The organism is Maritalea sp. (assembly GCF_051251695.1).
GTDB lineage: Bacteria > Pseudomonadota > Alphaproteobacteria > Rhizobiales > Devosiaceae > Maritalea.
In genome coordinates this window covers 19,324-36,918 of record NZ_JBPOEU010000010.1, presented here as the reverse complement: position 1 = coordinate 36,918, position 17,595 = coordinate 19,324, and the positions used below count along the sequence as shown (strand labels likewise).

Sequence of the window (17,595 nt, the reverse complement as noted above, 5' to 3'; positions counted from 1 at the left end):
AATATGCTTGGCACAAGCTTGCCAAATCCGTATTAAATTTCATTCAACAAATCTTGCGCGGGAAGAAAAATGAAGCTTGCAACATTGCGAAATGGCACGATCGATGGCCAATTGGCTATCGTCTCCACAGACCTTTCTCGGTTCACTCAAGCCAGCGCCATTGCGCCCACTTTGCAAGATGCATTGGACCGCTGGGATGAAGTATCAACCCCATTGAGTGCGCTAAGCGTAAAACTCAACAAGGGTGATATTTCAGGCAAACCATTCGATGCCTCAATGACCATGTCGCCTTTGCCCCGCGCATACCAGTGGATCGACGCCAGTGCCTATATGAGCCATTTAGAGCGCGTGCGAACTGCGGTGGGGTCCAAAGATGCTGAGTTGCAAACCGCACGCCCAATTATGTATCAAGGCGGATCAGACACGTTGTTAGGTGCTCATGATGATATCGTGGTGCCGGACGACGAGCTGGCGGTGGATTTTGAAGCCGAATTGGCTGTCATTCTTGGCCCTGTGTCGATGGGCGCAAATGCTGAAGAGGCGGAACAGGCCATACGGCTCATCACGATTTGCAATGATGTTTCACTGCGCCGTCTGGTCGCAGATGATTTGCAGGGCGGATTTGGGTTTTTTCACGCCAAACCATCATCAAGTTTTGGACCCATTGTTGCAACGCCGGACGAATTCGGCGCTGCATGGGATGGTAAAAAACTAACGGGGAAACTTCAGTCACGGGTAAATGGCGTGCTTTATGGCCAACCAAGTACTCACATCGATATGCTGTTTGACTTCCCGCAATTGATTGCTGAAGCCGCCAGAACACGTAATCTGAGTGCGGGGACAATTCTTGGCTCAGGCACAGTCGCGAACACCCATGATGAAATTCTTCCAATCGGTAGCGATGGAATTGGCTTTTCCTGCATCGTTGAAGCGCGTACGGCGGAAAAAGCAAAAAATGAAAAAGCCACAACGCCTTTCTTAAAACAGAGCGATAAGGTTGCGATCCGCTTTTTGGCAGAAGATGGAACATTTCCAATAGGTGAAATCAGTCAGACCGTGACGGTTTTAGAAGACTAGGTGCCGAGCGATGTTGCACCAGCAGCATTGCCTTTGAAGCAGAGGAACTGGACATGAGACGGCGTGATTTGTTTGCCCCAATGGGTGCTGCGTTCATGGCGAGTTTTCTGCCCATTCCCGCCATGGCGCAAAACCCGCGCAATGCAACGGGATATATCAGAACCAATTGGAGCAAAGATCCATTTTCATGCGGGTCATATTCCTATGTTGCGCGCGAAGCAAAACAGCTAGACCGTCAAAGGCTTGAAGCACCCATCGCAAATCGTATATTCTTTGCGGGTGAGGCGGTGCATCCAGATTATAATAGCACGGTACATGCCGCCTACGAATCGGGCATTCGTACAGCTAATTCCGTTAAAGACACATCTGCACACAAAATCGCAGTTATTGGCGCAGGCATCAGTGGGCTCGCCGCGGCCCATGCGTTGTTCAGGGCTGGACGAGATGTCGAGGTGTTTGAAGCACGAGATCGCATTGGTGGTCGGTTGTGGACCGATAATCGACTGGGCGTGCCACTTGATTTAGGGGCAAGTTGGATCCATGGGATAAATGGAAATCCACTGACGACAATCGCCGACAAATTGGATCTTGCACGCATTGTGACCCCTGACAGTGACATAATCCGCGTAAACGGTGGGCAGGAAATTGATGAAGAAGATGCGCCAAGCTGGTTAGAAGATGTCATCTATGTGCAACATGATGCCGGCGCTGAGCGGGATCAAATCAATGTTGATGCCTATCTAGCGCAAGACGACTATTCCGGTGACGAAGTGATTTTGCCTGACGGCTATGCGCAAATTTTGAAGCACTTTTCAGGAACATACCCTGTGAAGCTACGCGCTATCATTCAACAGATATCCTTGGCATCAAGTGGTGTTGATCTTGTAATTAACAATGCGGATGAACAGCGGTTTGACGCTGTTATCGTCACAGTGCCACTTGGTGTCCTCAAACGCGGCGATATTGGCTTTTCTCCGCCGCTGCCCGATCACAAGAAAAATGCAATCGCTCGGCTCGGGATGGGTGTTTTGGATAAATTTGTACTCAAGTTTGACGACGTCTTTTGGGATAAAGAAGTCACTTGGCTGGGCACGCCAGACAATGGGTTGCCACCGGGGCAATTCAATCAGTGGCTCAACCTATATAAATTCATTGGCGCGCCCATTCTGATGGGGTTCAATGGCGGAACGCCGGCACTTGATCTTTCTGATCTCAGTGACGACGAGATGCTAGATCGGGCGTTATCGACATTGAATGGTGCTTATCCAATCTGATCTTCTAACCTTTGCGCCCGTAAAAGGTCATTTGAGCTTCTTCAGACAGAGAAATGCCAGGTTCTGTATTATAGGCGAGGACGGCCAGCATACGCACCTGATCGCCTTCGTTTGGCGCAACCCGGTGTATGGAATTTCGTCCGCGAAAAAACACCAGCGTCCCAGCATCAGCGCTCACTTGCTCGACAGCAGTACGTCCATCCAGAATTTCGCCGACGGTATCATAGTTCATATCACCTGCATCTGCGTCGCGCACTGCACTGACATATTCGAACAGGCCACCCTTTTCAGGCGGTTGCACCATCAACGTAATCGCGAATGATGAATTGTCGAAATGCCAGCCAAGCTCTTGGCCTTTCGCCGCAAAATGCAGGTTGATGGACGATAAAGGGTCTGCATATTCGTAAAGAGCCTCTTCCCCAAGCACGTCGCAAAGAAACCCGCGAAAAATTTCCTCATCATAAAGAGCGCGTAGAGCCGAGGCCGCGGGGATTTGATCGTCCGTTAGACATCCTTTTGAGGAAGTAACGAGCCGGTTGCGGGGATGGTCATGCGCAAATTTAGGGTCTGGTGCGCTGAGATAGACATTGTGTTCTTTTGTGCTGGCAAAAACGCTTTCCTGATTTTCACAGCCCTCAGCATACATAGTTGCAATCGCGGTTTGGGTCACGAATTGCGGCATAATCAAAATGCCTTGCTCGTTAAAAGTTTTGCGACATTGCGCACGAAACGCAGCGCTATCAATTGGGTATGCGGTCAAGTCGACGATCTCATTCAAATCCATGATGTTCCCTCGCGTCTCAGAAATTCATTCTTCGGATACGACGACTATAACGGCGCTCTGACGTAATAAAAGTTGAATCATTGCGAGCAGACATTTCAGAACCTGTCAAAAAGTGAGCTTTGATTCGCAGTAAATAGACCTAGCCAAAAATTGTCGTTGGCAAAAATGCAAAATGTGCTTGCAATTAGTTTCATTCGTAACTAATTTGACTTTATAGTTACAGATGAAACTAATTGGAGAGGCGATCATGAAAATTGAGAAAATCCATCACGTGGCCTATCGCTGCAAAGATGCCAAAGAAACCGTTGAGTGGTACACCAAGATGCTCAATATGGATTTTGTATTGGCGATCGCTGAAGACCATGTGCCATCCACCCATGAACCAGATCCATACATGCACCTTTTCCTAGATGCAGGTAATGGCAACGTGTTGGCATTCTTTGAACTTCCAACCAAACCGGAAATGGGACGCGACGAAAACACCCCGATCTGGGTGCAGCATATCGCTTTCAAAGTAAAAGATCGCGATGAACTAATTGAGTTTAAAGAGCACCTAGAGGCAAATGGCGTCGAGGTCTTGGGCGTAACAGATCACTCAATTTTCCATTCTATCTATTTCTTCGATCCAAACGGTCACCGTGTTGAACTGGCATGTCCTGACCCTAAAGAAGATGAGCTGCTCAAGCGCTTGGATAGCGTGAAGTGGGAAATGCTAGAAGAATGGTCAAGAACCAAAAAAGCGCCCAAACACGCAGATTGGTTGCACGCAAAAGAGCTTGAAGACGTCTAAGAACATCGTCGAATATCTGTTGGTCGATCACTGCTTCACGTTTAAGTGAGCACTTGTGAAGCGGTGACGACCACAATTTTCATGGATTGTTGCCTTTTTTCTTGCATAATCGACATATAAGTTTGGTCAATCAGCATTAGGGATAGGGACGGCAATATGAAATTTAAGATTGTTTTAGCGGCAGTAGCAGGACTTTCACTGGCATTTGGTGGCAGCGCAATCGTTGCGGACGAAGATCCAATTGCGCAGCGTCAGGCGGCGATGAAGGCAATGGGCGCAGCGCTTAAAGCTGGTGATGCAGCAGCAGTTGCACCTTTGGCGGCGAAGTTAAAAATGTTGTTTCCAGAAGGTTCAATGAGCGCAACTTCTGAAGCCAGCCCAAAAATTTGGGAAGAATGGGACATGTTTGTCGGCATTCTTGATAAATTGGAAGCAGACGCAACAGCGGGTGCCGCTATTCCAGTGCTTGGTGGAAGCTGTAAATCTTGTCACGATCAGTATCGCGTCAAGAAAGGCTAACCAGCCAAAAATATCAACGATTTGATATTCAATGAATTAAAGCGTCGCATTTTGCGGCGCTTTTTGTTTGTAACGGCTTGATTTATTTCAATGGCCAATGCACAGTGCCGCCATCATGAAGAACCAAAACGCAATCTGTATTATCGGCTGCATTATTATTCGCTAATTCACATTGGCGGCGTGGTTCTCTATTTGACAAATTTTCGTAAAAATTGACCTCGCTGCCTTACGGGCAAACACCATTTATGGTTGAGGCAAATGACTGAAATTAAACTCTACAACACCCTGACGCGCTCTAAAGAAACCTTCGTCCCCATCGACGAGAATAATGTGCGCATGTATGTGTGTGGCCCAACCGTTTATGATTATGCGCATATCGGTAACGCGCGCCCTGTCATTGTTTTTGATGTACTTTATCGGCTGCTGCGCCATGTTTACGGCACCGAGCATGTGGTTTATGTGCGCAACATCACCGATGTTGATGACAAAATCAATGCGCGCGCGGTCAAAGAACATCCAAAAATAAGCTTAAATGCCGCGATCCGCGAAGTGACGGAGCGCACAACGCGCCAATATCGAAGTGACATGTTAGCGCTCGGAAATCTTGACCCAACCATAGAGCCTCGCGCGACAGACAACATTGCTGAAATGATCGAAATGATCGAGGTGCTCGTCAAAAAAGACCACGCCTACGAAGCAGGCGGCGAAGTGCTGTTTGATGTCACGTCCATGCCTGATTATGGCAAACTCTCGAACCGCAATTTAGACGATATGCAGGCAGGTGCGCGGGTTGAAGTTGAAGCCCACAAAAAGAACCCCGGTGACTTTGTGCTGTGGAAGCTTTCAAACGAAAAGCAACCCGGTTGGAAAAGTCCCTGGGGTAGGGGTCGCCCGGGCTGGCACATCGAATGTTCAGCCATGTCCGAGCGATATATTGGCAAGCATTTTGACATCCATGGCGGTGGTATCGATTTGGTTTTCCCACATCATGAAAATGAGCTGGCCCAGTCGCGCTGTGCGCATGGCAATCGACATATGGCCAATGTTTGGATGCATAACGGATTTTTGCAAATCGAAGGTGAGAAAATGTCCAAAAGCTTGGGCAATTTCTACACTATTGCTGATCTTTTGGAGACCGAGAAATTTGGCGGACGCAAGTGGCCCGGCGATGTTTTGCGCCTTGCCATGCTGATGACTAATCACCGCGAGCCGATTGATTTTACGCAAAAACGACTTGAGGAAGCAGAAAAAAGCCTCAACCGTTGGAAATCGGTGATGTTGAAATTGGGATTGAGTTTTGGCGAGGAAAATCGCGAAGAATATGAAGCGCTCGGGCCATGTTCCAAACTGCTTACGCATCTTGCAAATGATTTAAACATGTCTGGCGTTTTGGCTGAACTCCATCGCCATGCAGGCGGTGACAAAGAACACAATGCACAAAGACTATTTGGGTCGCTTAACTTGCTGGGTGTTGTCATGTTTGACGGTATGCAGGCGTTTGAAAAGGCTCAATCTGAGGGCCCCGTTCATGAGAACGCAGACGAGATTGAAACAAAAATCGCTGCGCGCCTTGAGCATTTGAACAACAAGAATTGGGCAGATGCGGACACCATCCGGAATGAACTGACAGCAATGGGTATCAAGCTCAACGATGGCAAAAACGATGCGGGTGAGCGCATCACGACTTGGGAACTGGTTTGATGAGCGAAACAATTCACACTGGCGGCTGCCAATGCGGTGCTGTGCGGTTTAAGGCTCATGGAGATGAGTTTGCATCGTCAATTTGTCATTGCCGCATGTGCCAAAAACAAACCGGCGGATATTTCGGTGCGTTTGCGACATTTGCCGACAATAAAGTTGAATGGTCTCGCGGTGAAGTGAGTTATTTCGTTAGTTCAAACATCGCCAAACGTGGCTTTTGCAAAGATTGCGGCACGCCGCTGACGTATGAATGGCATGGGGACGGGGTGTCTTTGGCCATTGGTGCTTTTGATGATCCAGACAAAGTCGCCCCGAACAAGCAGTTGGCTACTAAATCGCGCATTCAAAGTTTTGATACTTTGCATAAACTCAAAGTCCGTGAGGACACATATGGGGTGGAGCAATCTTGTGTGAAGTTGCAAAACTTCCAACACCCGGACCACGACACAACAACTTGGCCAAAAGAGTAATCATGACCAAAGAACGCCTATATCTGTTTGACACGACGTTGCGCGACGGAGCGCAAACCGCTGGGATCGAGTTTTCTGTTGAAGATAAGATTACCATCGCCAAGCTGTTGGACGATTTGGGCGTTGATTATATTGAAGGCGGTTACCCTGGCGCTAACGTGGTCGATACGGAGTTCTTTTCCAAAAAACGCACGAAGCGGGCTAAATTCACCGCCTTCGGCATGACCAAGCGGACGGGCCGATCTGTTGAAAATGATCCGGGCCTGCAAGGATTGTTGCAGTCTGAGGCCGAAGCCATCTGTTTTGTCGCTAAGGCTTGGGACCGCCAAATTGAATTGGCAATGGGCATTAGCTTGGATGAAAACTTGCAATCCGTTGATGCGTCTGTTCGCGCAGCGGTGTCGAGTGGTCGCGAAACCATTGTTGATTGTGAACACTTTTTTGACGGCTATAAAGCAAACCCTGACTATGCACTGAAATGCGCAAAGACGGCATTTGAGGCTGGTGCGCGCTGGATTGTGCTGTGCGACACCAATGGCGGCACCATGCCCAGTGAGATCCACGAGATCGTGACGAAAGTGACGAGCGTTGTGCCGGGTAAACATTTGGGCATTCATGCGCACAACGATACCGAACAGGCGGTGGCAAATACGCTAGCGGCGGTACGCGCTGGGGTCAGGCAGGTGCAGGGAACACTAAACGGTATTGGCGAAAGATGTGGCAACGCCAACTTGATTTCGCTTATGCCAACTTTGGCGCTTAAAGAGCCCTTTTCCTCGACGATTGAAACCGGCGTAACATCCGCTCAGCTGCTGAATTTGACGGCCTTGTCGCGCAATTTTGACGAATTACTGAACCGAGCACCAGCCCGGCAGTCGCCTTATGTTGGCGCATCTGCCTTTGCCACCAAGGCAGGCATCCACGCTTCTGCATTGCAAAAAGACCCATCTTGTTACGAGCATATCGAGCCTGAAATAGTTGGCAATCAGCGCAATGTGATGGTGTCTCAGCAGGCAGGGAAATCCAACCTGATCACGGTTCTTGCTCGAATTGGTATCCAAGTGGAAAAAAATGATCCTCGACTTGATGGTCTTTTACGTGCCGTTAAAGAGCGAGAAGCGCGGGGGTATTCCTACGATGGCGCGGATGCGTCATTTGCACTTCTAGCGCACAAAACACTGGGTGATTTGCGGGAGTATTTTCGGGTCGAAAGCTTTAGAACAACCGTTGAACGTCGCTACAATGCGCGTGGCGAGTTGACGACCATGTCAGAAGCGGTGGTCAAAATCGAAGTGGATGGCGAAATGTTGATGTCTGTGGCCGAAGGCAATGGACCAGTCAACGCGCTCGATTTAGCGATGCGCAAAGATTTGGGCAAATATTCAGACCGAATTGATGATCTAGAACTCGTAGATTTTAAGGTGCGTATCTTAAACGGTGGCACGGGCGCGGTCACCCGTGTGCTGGTTGAATCACGGGATGCAAGTGGTGAACGTTGGTTTACCGTCGGTGTTTCTGCAAACATCATTGATGCTTCGTTCGAGGCGCTGTATGAGTCTGTTACGTATAAATTACTAAAGACTGAGCAGGGATGAGAACAAACCTGCAGTTTAACGGTCCAACCAGCTAAGTAATCGGGAGGCGACCCTGGCTGAGAGTGCAACGAATTCAAATCTGTTTGTAGCGTTAGGCTTTGCTGCTGCAACAGCGGCAGTCGTTACCGGCGTTGTAGCAGCACCGGCAATTTCCACATGTGCGAGCAATGCGCGACAGCCATTTTTACAATGTGTCGCGACACAAGTGTTTAATCGTGGAAGCGATGAGGCTAAAACCGCTGAAGCGACAAAAGATTCATCCAGCGAGCAAACATCTGACGTTAAAGCTGTTGAGCCTGAAATGGTTCCAGCTGCGTCGACGCAGGACGATACACAAGCAACAGATGAAGTCATGGTCGAGGCAAAAGCCCCGGATTTCACCATCGCACGCGCCGCCGCTGACGGGTTTGTCGTCATTGTAGGCACCGCGGATGTGGATGACACAATAGTCGTAAAATCCAACGGCCAGATTTTGGGAAAAACCAAGCCAGAGAATTCAGGCGAGTGGGTTTTTGTACCTGAGAATGCACTTGCAACTGGCGGCGTTGAAATCACCGTTGAGGCGCTGGATGCCAAAGGCAATGTAAAAATTGCTGAGAAATCAGAAATAGTTTTAATACATGAGGGCAGGGACAAAGAGCCAATCGTTGTTGCATCAGTGCCCGGGCAAGCCAGCGATATCATTCAAGGTTTGAGCGAACAACCAACCCAAGTTGCACAAGTTGAATCAGTACCTGAAGTCGCTCCCGCGGACACGCAACAAACCGAGTCAAACCCTTCAAATGATTCGCCGATTGTAGAACAAGACACACCAGTTACTCTTATCGAACCCGAAGCAACACCAGTTGAGGACGTTTCGGAAGTCGCTGAGGCCGATGAACCTGGCGCAGACGAAACTGGCGCAGACAAAACAGCTGTTGCGGCAGAAGAAGTGGTTTCTGCCGAAGTTGAAACAACAACTGTTGAGGCAGTTGTTGCACCAGCCGAGCCAGTGGTTGAAGTGGCTGAGGATAAAATCAAAGAAACTGTTCCGGCTGTCCCGGCTGTTGAGGTTGCTGCACCTGAAGACGTGATTGAGGTCGCAAAAGCTGCTCAAGACGAAGCAGTTGAAGCGCCGGCAAACGCAGTTGAAGTCGTGGATACGACGCCAGAGCAAGTTGAAGAAACAGCGGTTGCTGTCATCGAACAGCCAGCTGCGCAAACACCTGATGTGCCTGTGGCCAACGATCAGGAGGTTGCGACAACCGAGGTCGAAGAAACTGAGATCGCGGCGATTGAAGCCGTCATTCAGCCAACAATTGATGCAATTGAGATTGACGGTGAATTGAATTTCATCGCCGGTGCTGGCCCGAATGGCGCGACCATGCGGGTATATGTCGACAACAAGTATGTTGCTGATGCGATTGTGGCTGACGGGCGCTGGTTGATCGAGACACAAAATGTGCTGACGAAGGAAAATCAACGCATCCGGGCGGACTTACTTGCGGCGGATACAGCGGAAGTGGCTGCACGAACTGAAGTCAATTTCGTGATTGAAGACTTTGCGTTGGATGTTGCAGAAACCGAGCCGGTTGAAACACCAGCACCAGTTGAAGAAGAGATCATTGTCGCAGAAGTTGAACAAGTTCAACCTGAAGCGACCAGCACTGTTGAAGAAGTTGCACCCACAACGCCAGTTGAGGAAAGTGTGGTTGTCGATAAGGTGGTTGAAGCACCCACTGTAGAGATTGCGAACACCACAGAAGCGGAAACTACTCAACCAGCACCAGTTGAGGAGGCGGCGGCTGAGATTGAAGTTGTCGAAGAGGCGTCTCCAGTTCAAGAAAATAACGTCTCTGCTGACGCACCTGCCACAAACGATATCGTTGAAACCGCTGAGGCAGTTGAAGCGACTGTGGATGTCGCTGAAGCTGAGGTGGGTACGATTACGGCAACATCAGTTGGTGAGGGTGACGAACAACGTTTTGTCTCTGGCCATGCGATTATTCGCAAAGGCGACAATCTTTGGACAATCGCACGTCGTGTCTATGGTAGTGGTATAAAATATACAACAATTTATGAGGCGAATAGCAACAGCATCTCGCGTCCTGAACTGATCTTCCCCGGCCAAGTGTTTGAGTTGCCGGACGAAGAATAGGCTTGTCATCGGTGTAAATTCTCTTTATCGTAATATTACGATGAATAATATTTCACCTGACGATCAACAACTTGCTAAAGCCATGCGCGCCCTTTCACATCCGGCGCGTTTGGCCATTTTACGCTATCTGTCTGACATAAGAACACCGTGCTGCGGTGACGTTATGTCATGTGTTGAATTGGCTCAATCAACAGTTTCTCAGCACCTTAAAGTGCTGCTTGAAGCAGGGCTAATTGAGCGCCGTGGGCAAGGCACAAAAAACTGTTATAGCATCAGCGCCGAACAATTTTGCGCGGTGCAATCACTATTCGACAAAACGGTGACACCGCTCACCCAGACTAGAATTCCTCAAAAATCGGAGTAATGCATGGCTCTAGCGCCAACAGGTCGCCCGGCTTCTTCTAAAAGCCAAACGGTGAGTGCTGAAGAAGGCTCAACGTTTACAACACTTAAAAACCTATGGCCCTATATGTGGCCTTCAGATCGTCCCGACTTGAAAGCAAGAGTGCTGCTGGCCATCGTCGCTTTGCTGGCCGCAATGGGTGCATCCACGCTCGCACCACTGTTCTATAGCCAAGTGATCGACGCTTTGGGTTTGCCCTTAGGGACAGATCAAGCAAAAATGCTAGGCATATCGTTGCCAATCATTTTTGCGATTGCCTATGGTCTTGGCCATATTGTTGAAAGTGGCTTCATGCAATTGCGTGACGTTTTGTTCGCCTCTGTCGGCCAGCACGCGGTTCGACAATTGGCACATCGCACATTCATTCACTTGCATCATTTGTCACTGCGCTATCACCTTCAGCGCCGCACTGGCGGTCTGTCGCGTGTGATTGAGCGGGGAACGAAGGGCATTGAAACCATCGTACGGTTTACAATGCTCAACACCGCGCCAACGGTCGTGCAATTCATCATCATTTCGACCATCTTCGTGTGGCGTTTTGGATTGCCCTATCTTGCAGTTTTGGTGCTTACCGTTGTTGGCTACATCTTTTTTACGGTGAAGGCCTCAAATTGGCGGATTGGTATTCGCCGCGTAATGAACGAAAGCGATACCGAAGCCAATTCAAAAGCCATCGATAGCTTGTTGAACTTTGAAACCGTCAAATATTTTGGCAACGAAGAAATGGAAGCGCGTCGTTTCGACGATTCTATGGCCACGTACGAAGGCGCAGCGATCCGCATGTGGACGTCGCTTGGGTTCTTAAACTTTGGCCAAGCGGTTATCTTCTGGGTTGGCATGATTACCATCTCTATCATGTCGGTGAATAGTGTTCTTTCTGGCGCGATCACGGTCGGCGATTTCGTTCTGATCAACATGTATATGATGCAGATTTATCGTCCGCTCAACTTCATCGGATTTGTCTATCGGGAAATTCGTCAAGGACTGACCGACATTGAAAACATGTTCGAGCTGCTCGACAAAGACGCTGAAATTCTTGATAAACAAGATGCCAAGCCGCTGGACATTAAAGGCCCGAACGTCAAATTCAACGATGTTCAGTTTCATTATGACCCAGATCGCGAAATCCTCAAAGGCGTAAGCTTTGAAGTGCCCGCAGGCAAAACCATCGCGGTTGTTGGCCCGTCGGGGGCAGGGAAGTCGACAATTTCGCGACTGATCTACAGGTTCTACGATGCGATTGAAGGCAGTGTGGAAATTGACGGCCAAGACGTGCGCGACGTTACGCAAAAATCCTTGCGTGCCTCTGTCGGTATGGTGCCGCAAGACACAGTTCTGTTCAATGACACTATCGCCTACAACATTCGCTATGGCCGTCCTGATGCAACAGATGAGGAGGTGATGGAAGCGGCTCGTCTTGCCCAAATCGCGGACTTCATTGAAGGATTGCCGCAAGGGTTTGATACGCCTGTGGGTGAACGCGGATTGAAATTGTCTGGTGGTGAAAAGCAACGGGTGGCGATTGCGCGGACCATTTTGAAGAGCCCGCCAATTTTGATTTTGGATGAAGCAACGTCAGCGCTTGATACGCAAACCGAGCGCGAAATCCAATCGGCCTTGGATCATGTTTCGCAAAACCGCACAACGTTGGTCATTGCCCACCGTCTTTCGACGGTTATCAATGCAGACGAGATTATCGTGCTTAAAGCAGGTGAAATCGCAGAACGCGGCAACCATGAAAACTTGCTGGAACAAGATGGTCTTTATGCCCAAATGTGGAACCGCCAGCGCGAAGTGGATGAAGCGGGTGAAAAACTCCGTCTTGCCCGTGAAACTGACACCGAAGGGTACTTGGGTAAGAACCCTGATCGTGTTCCAACAAAATAAACCCAAGTTAGACTAAGTTCGACGCGACTAGTTGTTGCGTCGAGCTTTTTTCCGTCTGCCTGACCTTTTACAGGTCAGAATTCCCCCTCAAAATCGCAAATGGTCTACATTTGGAGTTGCAACATATGCAACGCCAAAGCCGTGCTGTTAAGCTGAATGGTTTTTGTGAAGAGCGAGGGAGAGATCATCGCGCTAAGCGATTGAGGTCCCATTTAAGAAGCGGGGTTTAAGGTAAACGTCGACGCGGGTACAGAACCAAACTTTGTTGTTTGCCTTTAGGTTCCGGATAAAAAAATGGGCGCAGCACTTAATTATGCTGCGCCCAAATTTGTAAGTTCATTCAGCTGTGGCTGTTATTCTGCTGCCGCCGGTGTGGCCCGAGATACGATGGTCACACCATCGCGTTCCTCTGTGGTCAATTCGCCCGTGATGTATTCTTTCGAACTATCGGCATCACTAGGAATTTTTGCGACCGCAGGTTGATCTTGAACCTGTTGTGCAGCAATTGCAGGAACTGCTTCATCATCAGCTTGCTCTTCAACCGGAGCATCTGTTTTAGCTTCAGCTTTAGCAACTCTCCATGCCGCAATAGCGCGGACCGGATAGGTAATCATTTGCCACAGATGTGCCAATTGAGTTTTCCAAACAGTCGGTGCGACCAGCATTACGGGCACCATAATAAGCGTCAGCAGGGTAGAGAATGAAAGGCCTGCAATAACCGCTGTTGCCAGCTGTATCCACCACGCACCTGAAGGATCGCCAACAACAATTTGTCGCGTGAAGAAGTCCAGGTTGATGCCTAAGGCCATTGGAATAAGACCAAAGATCGTGGTGATGGTTGTCAGCAAAACAGGGCGTAAACGTTGAGACGCGGTCATCAAAGACGCAGTGATGGCGTCTACCCCTTCGCTCCTAAACCGATTATAAGTATCGATCAAAACAATCGAGTTGTTCACCACAATTCCTGCGAGCGATACAATCCCCACGCCTGTCATAATTGCGGAGAACGCTTGTCCGGTCGCCAACATACCAAGTAACACCCCGGCAACCGACATAACCACGGTCGATAGGGTAATCGCCACTTGGTAGAAGCTGTTGAATTGGGTCAACAGGATCAGGAACATCAAGAACATCGCGCCAAGACCGGCTTGCATCATAAATGCGTTGGTCTCATTGGTTTGCTCATCAGCGCCTGCGTACTCAAACTCAATGCCTTGTGGCCAAGTTTGCGCAGCAACCCAAGTTTTCAACTCTTCAACTTTTTCCGCAGCCATAACAGGTTCGCCATTCACAAGTTCTGGCGAAACGTTTGCTCGAACACTCATTGAATATTGCCCGTTGCGACGCGAAATTTGTGCAACTTTTGGCACCGCTTCGCGGGTAATAAAGTTTGAGACGGGAACCAGACCTGCATTGGTAATAATGCGAAGAGAATCTAGAGCATCAAAACTACGCTGTTCTTTAGGTAAACGAACCTTGATATCTAGCTCGTCAATCGCGTCATCAGGCCGATAAGTGCCGATGGATACGCCTGTTGTTACCAGTTGAACATATGGGCTTAGATCACGAACACCGATGCCGTAAAGAGCGGCCTGCTCGCGGTTTACATTGATTTTCCAATCAATACCGGGAAGGGGACGACCATCCTCAACTTCGATCATGTTGCCCAAATCATTTTCAACATAGTTGCGGATTTTGGCTACCGTGGGCGCTAGGTCGGCATAAGACTGGGCGACAACCCGCATACTGACATCTTTACCCGTCGGCGGGCCTTCTTCTGCTTCAAGCAGTTCAACCCCAACCCCAGAGATGTCTTTGATGTTCTCGCGAATATCAGCAAAAATCTGTGTCGCGTAGCGACGGTCAGAGAATGGTTCGAATTCGAGTTGAAGGTTGCCCAATGTATCAGGTGGAGGTGACGAAACAGCGCCGTCACTGCCAAAGTTCAGCACGACATCTTTAATGCCGGTGACTTTAAGAACTTCTCTTTCAACTTCAATCAGTAAATCACGCACTTCAACTGGTGAATAGTTACCACGCCCTGTGACCGCGACTGTGGCATATTCTGGCTCAATCGATGGGAAGGCTTCCACGCCAGTGCTGTTGGCACCGTAATACATGAAAATGCCGACAATCGAGCCGATGCCAACCACCAAAACCATGATGGGGCGACGGATGATTGAGTTGAGGAACTTCACATAAAGTCCAGTGACACCCGGAATGGTTTTCGGGTCGAAGTTATCACTGCCAGAAAGCGCCTGTGCTGCAGCCTGTTCTTTGGCACTTACACGTTTGCGCGCCAATAGTCCGCCGATAACCGGCAAGAACACCATGGCCGTAATCAACGACGCAATCAGTGTAATAATCACCATGATCGGCAAATAGCTCATGAATTTGCCAATGATGCCCGGCCACATGAGCATAGGTAAAAATGCAGCCAATGTTGTACCAGTAGACGATACGACGGGCCAGAACATGAGTTTGGCCGCTCGAATAAACGCCTCTTGTCTTTCCATGCCCTCCGAAATTTTTCGGTCGGCATATTCAACAATAACAATGGCCCCATCCACCAGCATACCAACGGTTAGAACCAATCCAAACATGATCATCATGTTCACGGTCATGCCGATTAGCTGAAGGAAGAAAAATGCCATCATAAACGAAGTCGGGATCGCCAGACCAATCATAAGGGCAGGGCGCACACCAAGCATCGCAACCGTCACAATCATCACCAAAGCAACCGCTGTCAAAACAGCAGACTGCAATGAGCCCAACATATCTTGAGCAGGCTTAGCTTGGTCAATCATAACAGTGGTCTTGATTGCCGCGTTACGATCAACGGCCGTTTCGTCAACGAGCTTACGAACACTATCCGATAGGTCGATAACATTGGAGCCCAATTGCTTGAACACACCAAGAATAACAGCCGGTTGGCCATTGACCCGTGTAAATGCGCTCGCATCCTTAAATGTACGCTGGATGGTTGCAACATCGCCGAACGTGACAATGGTATTGCCGTCTGTTTTCAAAGGTAGGTTGAAAACGTCGGCACCCTTTTCAATGAGACCGGGTACTTCAATTGCAAATTTACCTTGACCAGTGTCCAATGTTCCAGCGGGCACAACGAGGTTGTTTTTCGCCAAGGCGTCGAACAATTGACTTGTGGTCAGATTGTATGATTCAAGTTTGATGATATCCACAACAACGTCGAGAACTTCTTGACGATTGCCAGACATGTTAACCGAGCTGACAGACTGAATGCCCTCAAGCTGCTCTTTTAGTTTTCGAGCGGTCTTGGAAAGCGCACGTTCTGGAACATCACCATAAACCGCAACTGTGACAGTGGCAAAATCAGAGATGGCGACTTCATTCACGCTCGGCTCGTCAGCATCGGCTGGCAACTGCGACTTTACACGGTCAACTTTTTCACGCACATCAGATAGAGCCTGATCTTTGTCAAAATTGATGTCAAATTCCAAGAATACTGACGCGTGTCCAGTTACCGAAGTTGAGCTGATGGTTTTAAGGCCATCTAGGTTGCGCAACTCGTTTTCAATAGGACGCGCCAAAAGCCGGTCCGCATCCGCAGGGGATACGCCGGTTTGGGAAACCGACACATAAAGATATGGAATGTCGATCGCAGGCTGTCCCTCTTTAGGGAGGGAAATGTATGCGGAAATACCGGCTGCGAGCAGCACGATCATTATGGTGACGACCGTTTTTGGCCGTCTTAGTATGTTCTCTAATGCACCAATCATGATGTTTTCTCGTCGCTAGTGTTATCCGCAACGACCTTTTGTCCAGCGATTACATATTCCTGCCCAAGCGTGATAATATCCACATTATCGGGCAGACCGGTCACCCAAATACCATCCGTTGTATCGCGCACGATCTGAACTGAATGGAACGATACTTCTTCGCTCTTTACAGCCCGTACACCGATTGTGCCTTCATTATCCAACGTTAGTACTGATTGAGGCACAAAGTGTGCCTTCACAGTGCCAAGAGATGCAACTGCTTCTGCAGTGAGCCCGGCACGAATAGAATAGTCGTCGTTCGCAATTTCAACTTCCACAGGGAACGCTCGTGTTGCTGCGTTCGAACTTGGTGAAATGTAGCTAAGTGTGCCAACCACTTCCTGACCCGTAATGGTTGTCACCGTTACGGGAAGGCCGATAGCCGCCGCGTTGACGCGAGATTCTGGAATGTCGCCCGCAAACAGGATCGGATTGAGTTGGATAAGGGTCACACAGGCAGCCCCTGCGCTCAGCATATCACCCGGTTCAGCGATCGGGTCTTGAACGATCCCAGCGACTTCTGAATGGATAATAGTGCGTTCTAACTCTGCTGTGGCGCTATCTAATGTTGCGCGGGCAGCTTGTAAATTTGCTTGAAACTGGCTTGCGGTATTTGTTGCCGCTAATCCTTTTTCGCGAAGTGACTTGTTTGTCGCAAAATCAAGTTCTGCATTTGCCAACGACGCTTGGGCTTGAGCAAGTTGAGCCTTGCGGGTGCCTTGATCAATCTCGCAGAGCAAATCGCCTGCTTTTACATGATCACCCTTGTTGACATGACGTGTCTTCAAAATGCCCGTTGTCTCTGCACGAATGGAAACTTGTGCGCTTGCCTTGGTATTTCCACGCAAGGTGACAGTTAGCGGTAATTCCTGAGCGACAAATGTTTTTGTCCGAACAGACTGAAGAACCTCCGCAGGCTCCTCAACAGCGACTTCAACCACTTCTGCTTCGGCCTCATCCTCTTTTTGGATAAGCCCAAATTCTTCCATCAAAGATTTGATCCGGTTTTCTTCCGGTAGATCAATGGCATCCAAAACAGCTTGTTCGCCGTTGCCTTCACCTTGGCCACCTTGAATTATACTGCCCGAAGCCATCCAAGCCCCAATACCTACAATCAAAAGAAACGCCACGCCGTACGACATCAAAAAGCGCATTATATTT

Annotated in this window: 13 protein-coding genes; 10 read left to right on the top strand and 3 right to left on the bottom strand. The window is 49.1% G+C overall.

The window, feature by feature from the left end; all coding sequences use genetic code 11:
• The first annotated feature begins 69 nt into the window (after nucleotides 1-69).
• Both ACSHWX_RS07505 and ACSHWX_RS07500 read left to right on the top strand, forming a co-directional pair.
• Entirely contained in the window at nucleotides 70-1,077 is a 1,008-nt protein-coding gene (locus tag ACSHWX_RS07505; protein WP_435667584.1) for a fumarylacetoacetate hydrolase family protein, read from the top strand.
• Nucleotides 1,078-1,130: 53 nt separating this feature from the next.
• Complete coding sequence (locus ACSHWX_RS07500; protein WP_435667583.1) at nucleotides 1,131-2,351, top strand: FAD-dependent oxidoreductase; 1,221 nt, start codon at nucleotides 1,131-1,133, stop codon at nucleotides 2,349-2,351.
• A 4-nt stretch (nucleotides 2,352-2,355) separates the two neighbouring features.
• On the opposite strand, the gene ACSHWX_RS07495 is transcribed toward ACSHWX_RS07500, so the two are convergent.
• Nucleotides 2,356-3,135, bottom strand: coding sequence for a HalD/BesD family halogenase (locus ACSHWX_RS07495; RefSeq protein WP_435667582.1), 780 nt, complete (start codon nucleotides 3,133-3,135; stop codon nucleotides 2,356-2,358).
• Nucleotides 3,136-3,382: 247 nt separating this feature from the next.
• Between ACSHWX_RS07495 and ACSHWX_RS07490 the strand changes: the two genes are divergently transcribed.
• From ACSHWX_RS07490 to ACSHWX_RS07455, 8 genes are all read left to right on the top strand, one after another.
• Nucleotides 3,383-3,925 (top strand): VOC family protein, encoded by a 543-nt coding sequence (locus ACSHWX_RS07490; RefSeq protein WP_435667581.1) that lies wholly within the window; start codon nucleotides 3,383-3,385, stop codon nucleotides 3,923-3,925.
• Nucleotides 3,926-4,081: 156 nt separating this feature from the next.
• The gene (locus tag ACSHWX_RS07485; RefSeq protein ID WP_435667580.1) at nucleotides 4,082-4,444 is read left to right on the top strand and encodes a c-type cytochrome; all 363 of its coding nucleotides are present in this window, start codon (nucleotides 4,082-4,084) and stop codon (nucleotides 4,442-4,444) included.
• Nucleotides 4,445-4,702: 258 nt separating this feature from the next.
• Nucleotides 4,703-6,145 (top strand): cysteine--tRNA ligase, encoded by a 1,443-nt coding sequence (gene cysS, locus ACSHWX_RS07480; RefSeq protein WP_435667579.1) that lies wholly within the window; start codon nucleotides 4,703-4,705, stop codon nucleotides 6,143-6,145.
• Nucleotides 6,145-6,615, top strand: a complete 471-nt coding sequence (locus ACSHWX_RS07475; RefSeq protein ID WP_435667578.1) for a GFA family protein — start codon at nucleotides 6,145-6,147, stop codon at nucleotides 6,613-6,615. The genes cysS and ACSHWX_RS07475 overlap by 1 nt, the downstream gene beginning before the upstream one ends.
• Nucleotides 6,616-6,617: 2 nt before the next feature.
• A complete protein-coding gene (gene cimA, locus ACSHWX_RS07470; protein ID WP_435667577.1) occupies nucleotides 6,618-8,210 on the top strand; it encodes a citramalate synthase in 1,593 nt (530 codons plus the stop codon).
• A gap of 205 nt (nucleotides 8,211-8,415) precedes the next feature.
• The gene (locus tag ACSHWX_RS07465) at nucleotides 8,416-10,347 is read left to right on the top strand and encodes a LysM peptidoglycan-binding domain-containing protein (protein ID WP_435667576.1); all 1,932 of its coding nucleotides are present in this window, start codon (nucleotides 8,416-8,418) and stop codon (nucleotides 10,345-10,347) included.
• Between the two features lie 40 nt (nucleotides 10,348-10,387).
• Nucleotides 10,388-10,711 carry an ArsR/SmtB family transcription factor gene (locus ACSHWX_RS07460; protein WP_435667575.1) on the top strand — a complete coding sequence of 108 codons (324 nt, stop codon included), beginning with the start codon at nucleotides 10,388-10,390 and terminating at the stop codon, nucleotides 10,709-10,711.
• Nucleotides 10,712-10,714: 3 nt separating this feature from the next.
• On the top strand, nucleotides 10,715-12,637 hold the full coding sequence (locus ACSHWX_RS07455) for an ABCB family ABC transporter ATP-binding protein/permease (protein ID WP_435667574.1): 1,923 nt from the start codon (nucleotides 10,715-10,717) through the stop codon (nucleotides 12,635-12,637).
• Nucleotides 12,638-12,990: 353 nt separating this feature from the next.
• On the opposite strand, the gene ACSHWX_RS07450 is transcribed toward ACSHWX_RS07455, so the two are convergent.
• Nucleotides 12,991-16,395 (bottom strand): efflux RND transporter permease subunit, encoded by a 3,405-nt coding sequence (locus ACSHWX_RS07450; protein WP_435667573.1) that lies wholly within the window; start codon nucleotides 16,393-16,395, stop codon nucleotides 12,991-12,993.
• Nucleotides 16,392-17,588, bottom strand: a complete 1,197-nt coding sequence (locus ACSHWX_RS07445; protein WP_435667572.1) for an efflux RND transporter periplasmic adaptor subunit — start codon at nucleotides 17,586-17,588, stop codon at nucleotides 16,392-16,394. The genes ACSHWX_RS07450 and ACSHWX_RS07445 overlap by 4 nt, the downstream gene beginning before the upstream one ends.
• Nucleotides 17,589-17,595: the final 7 nt, after the last annotated feature.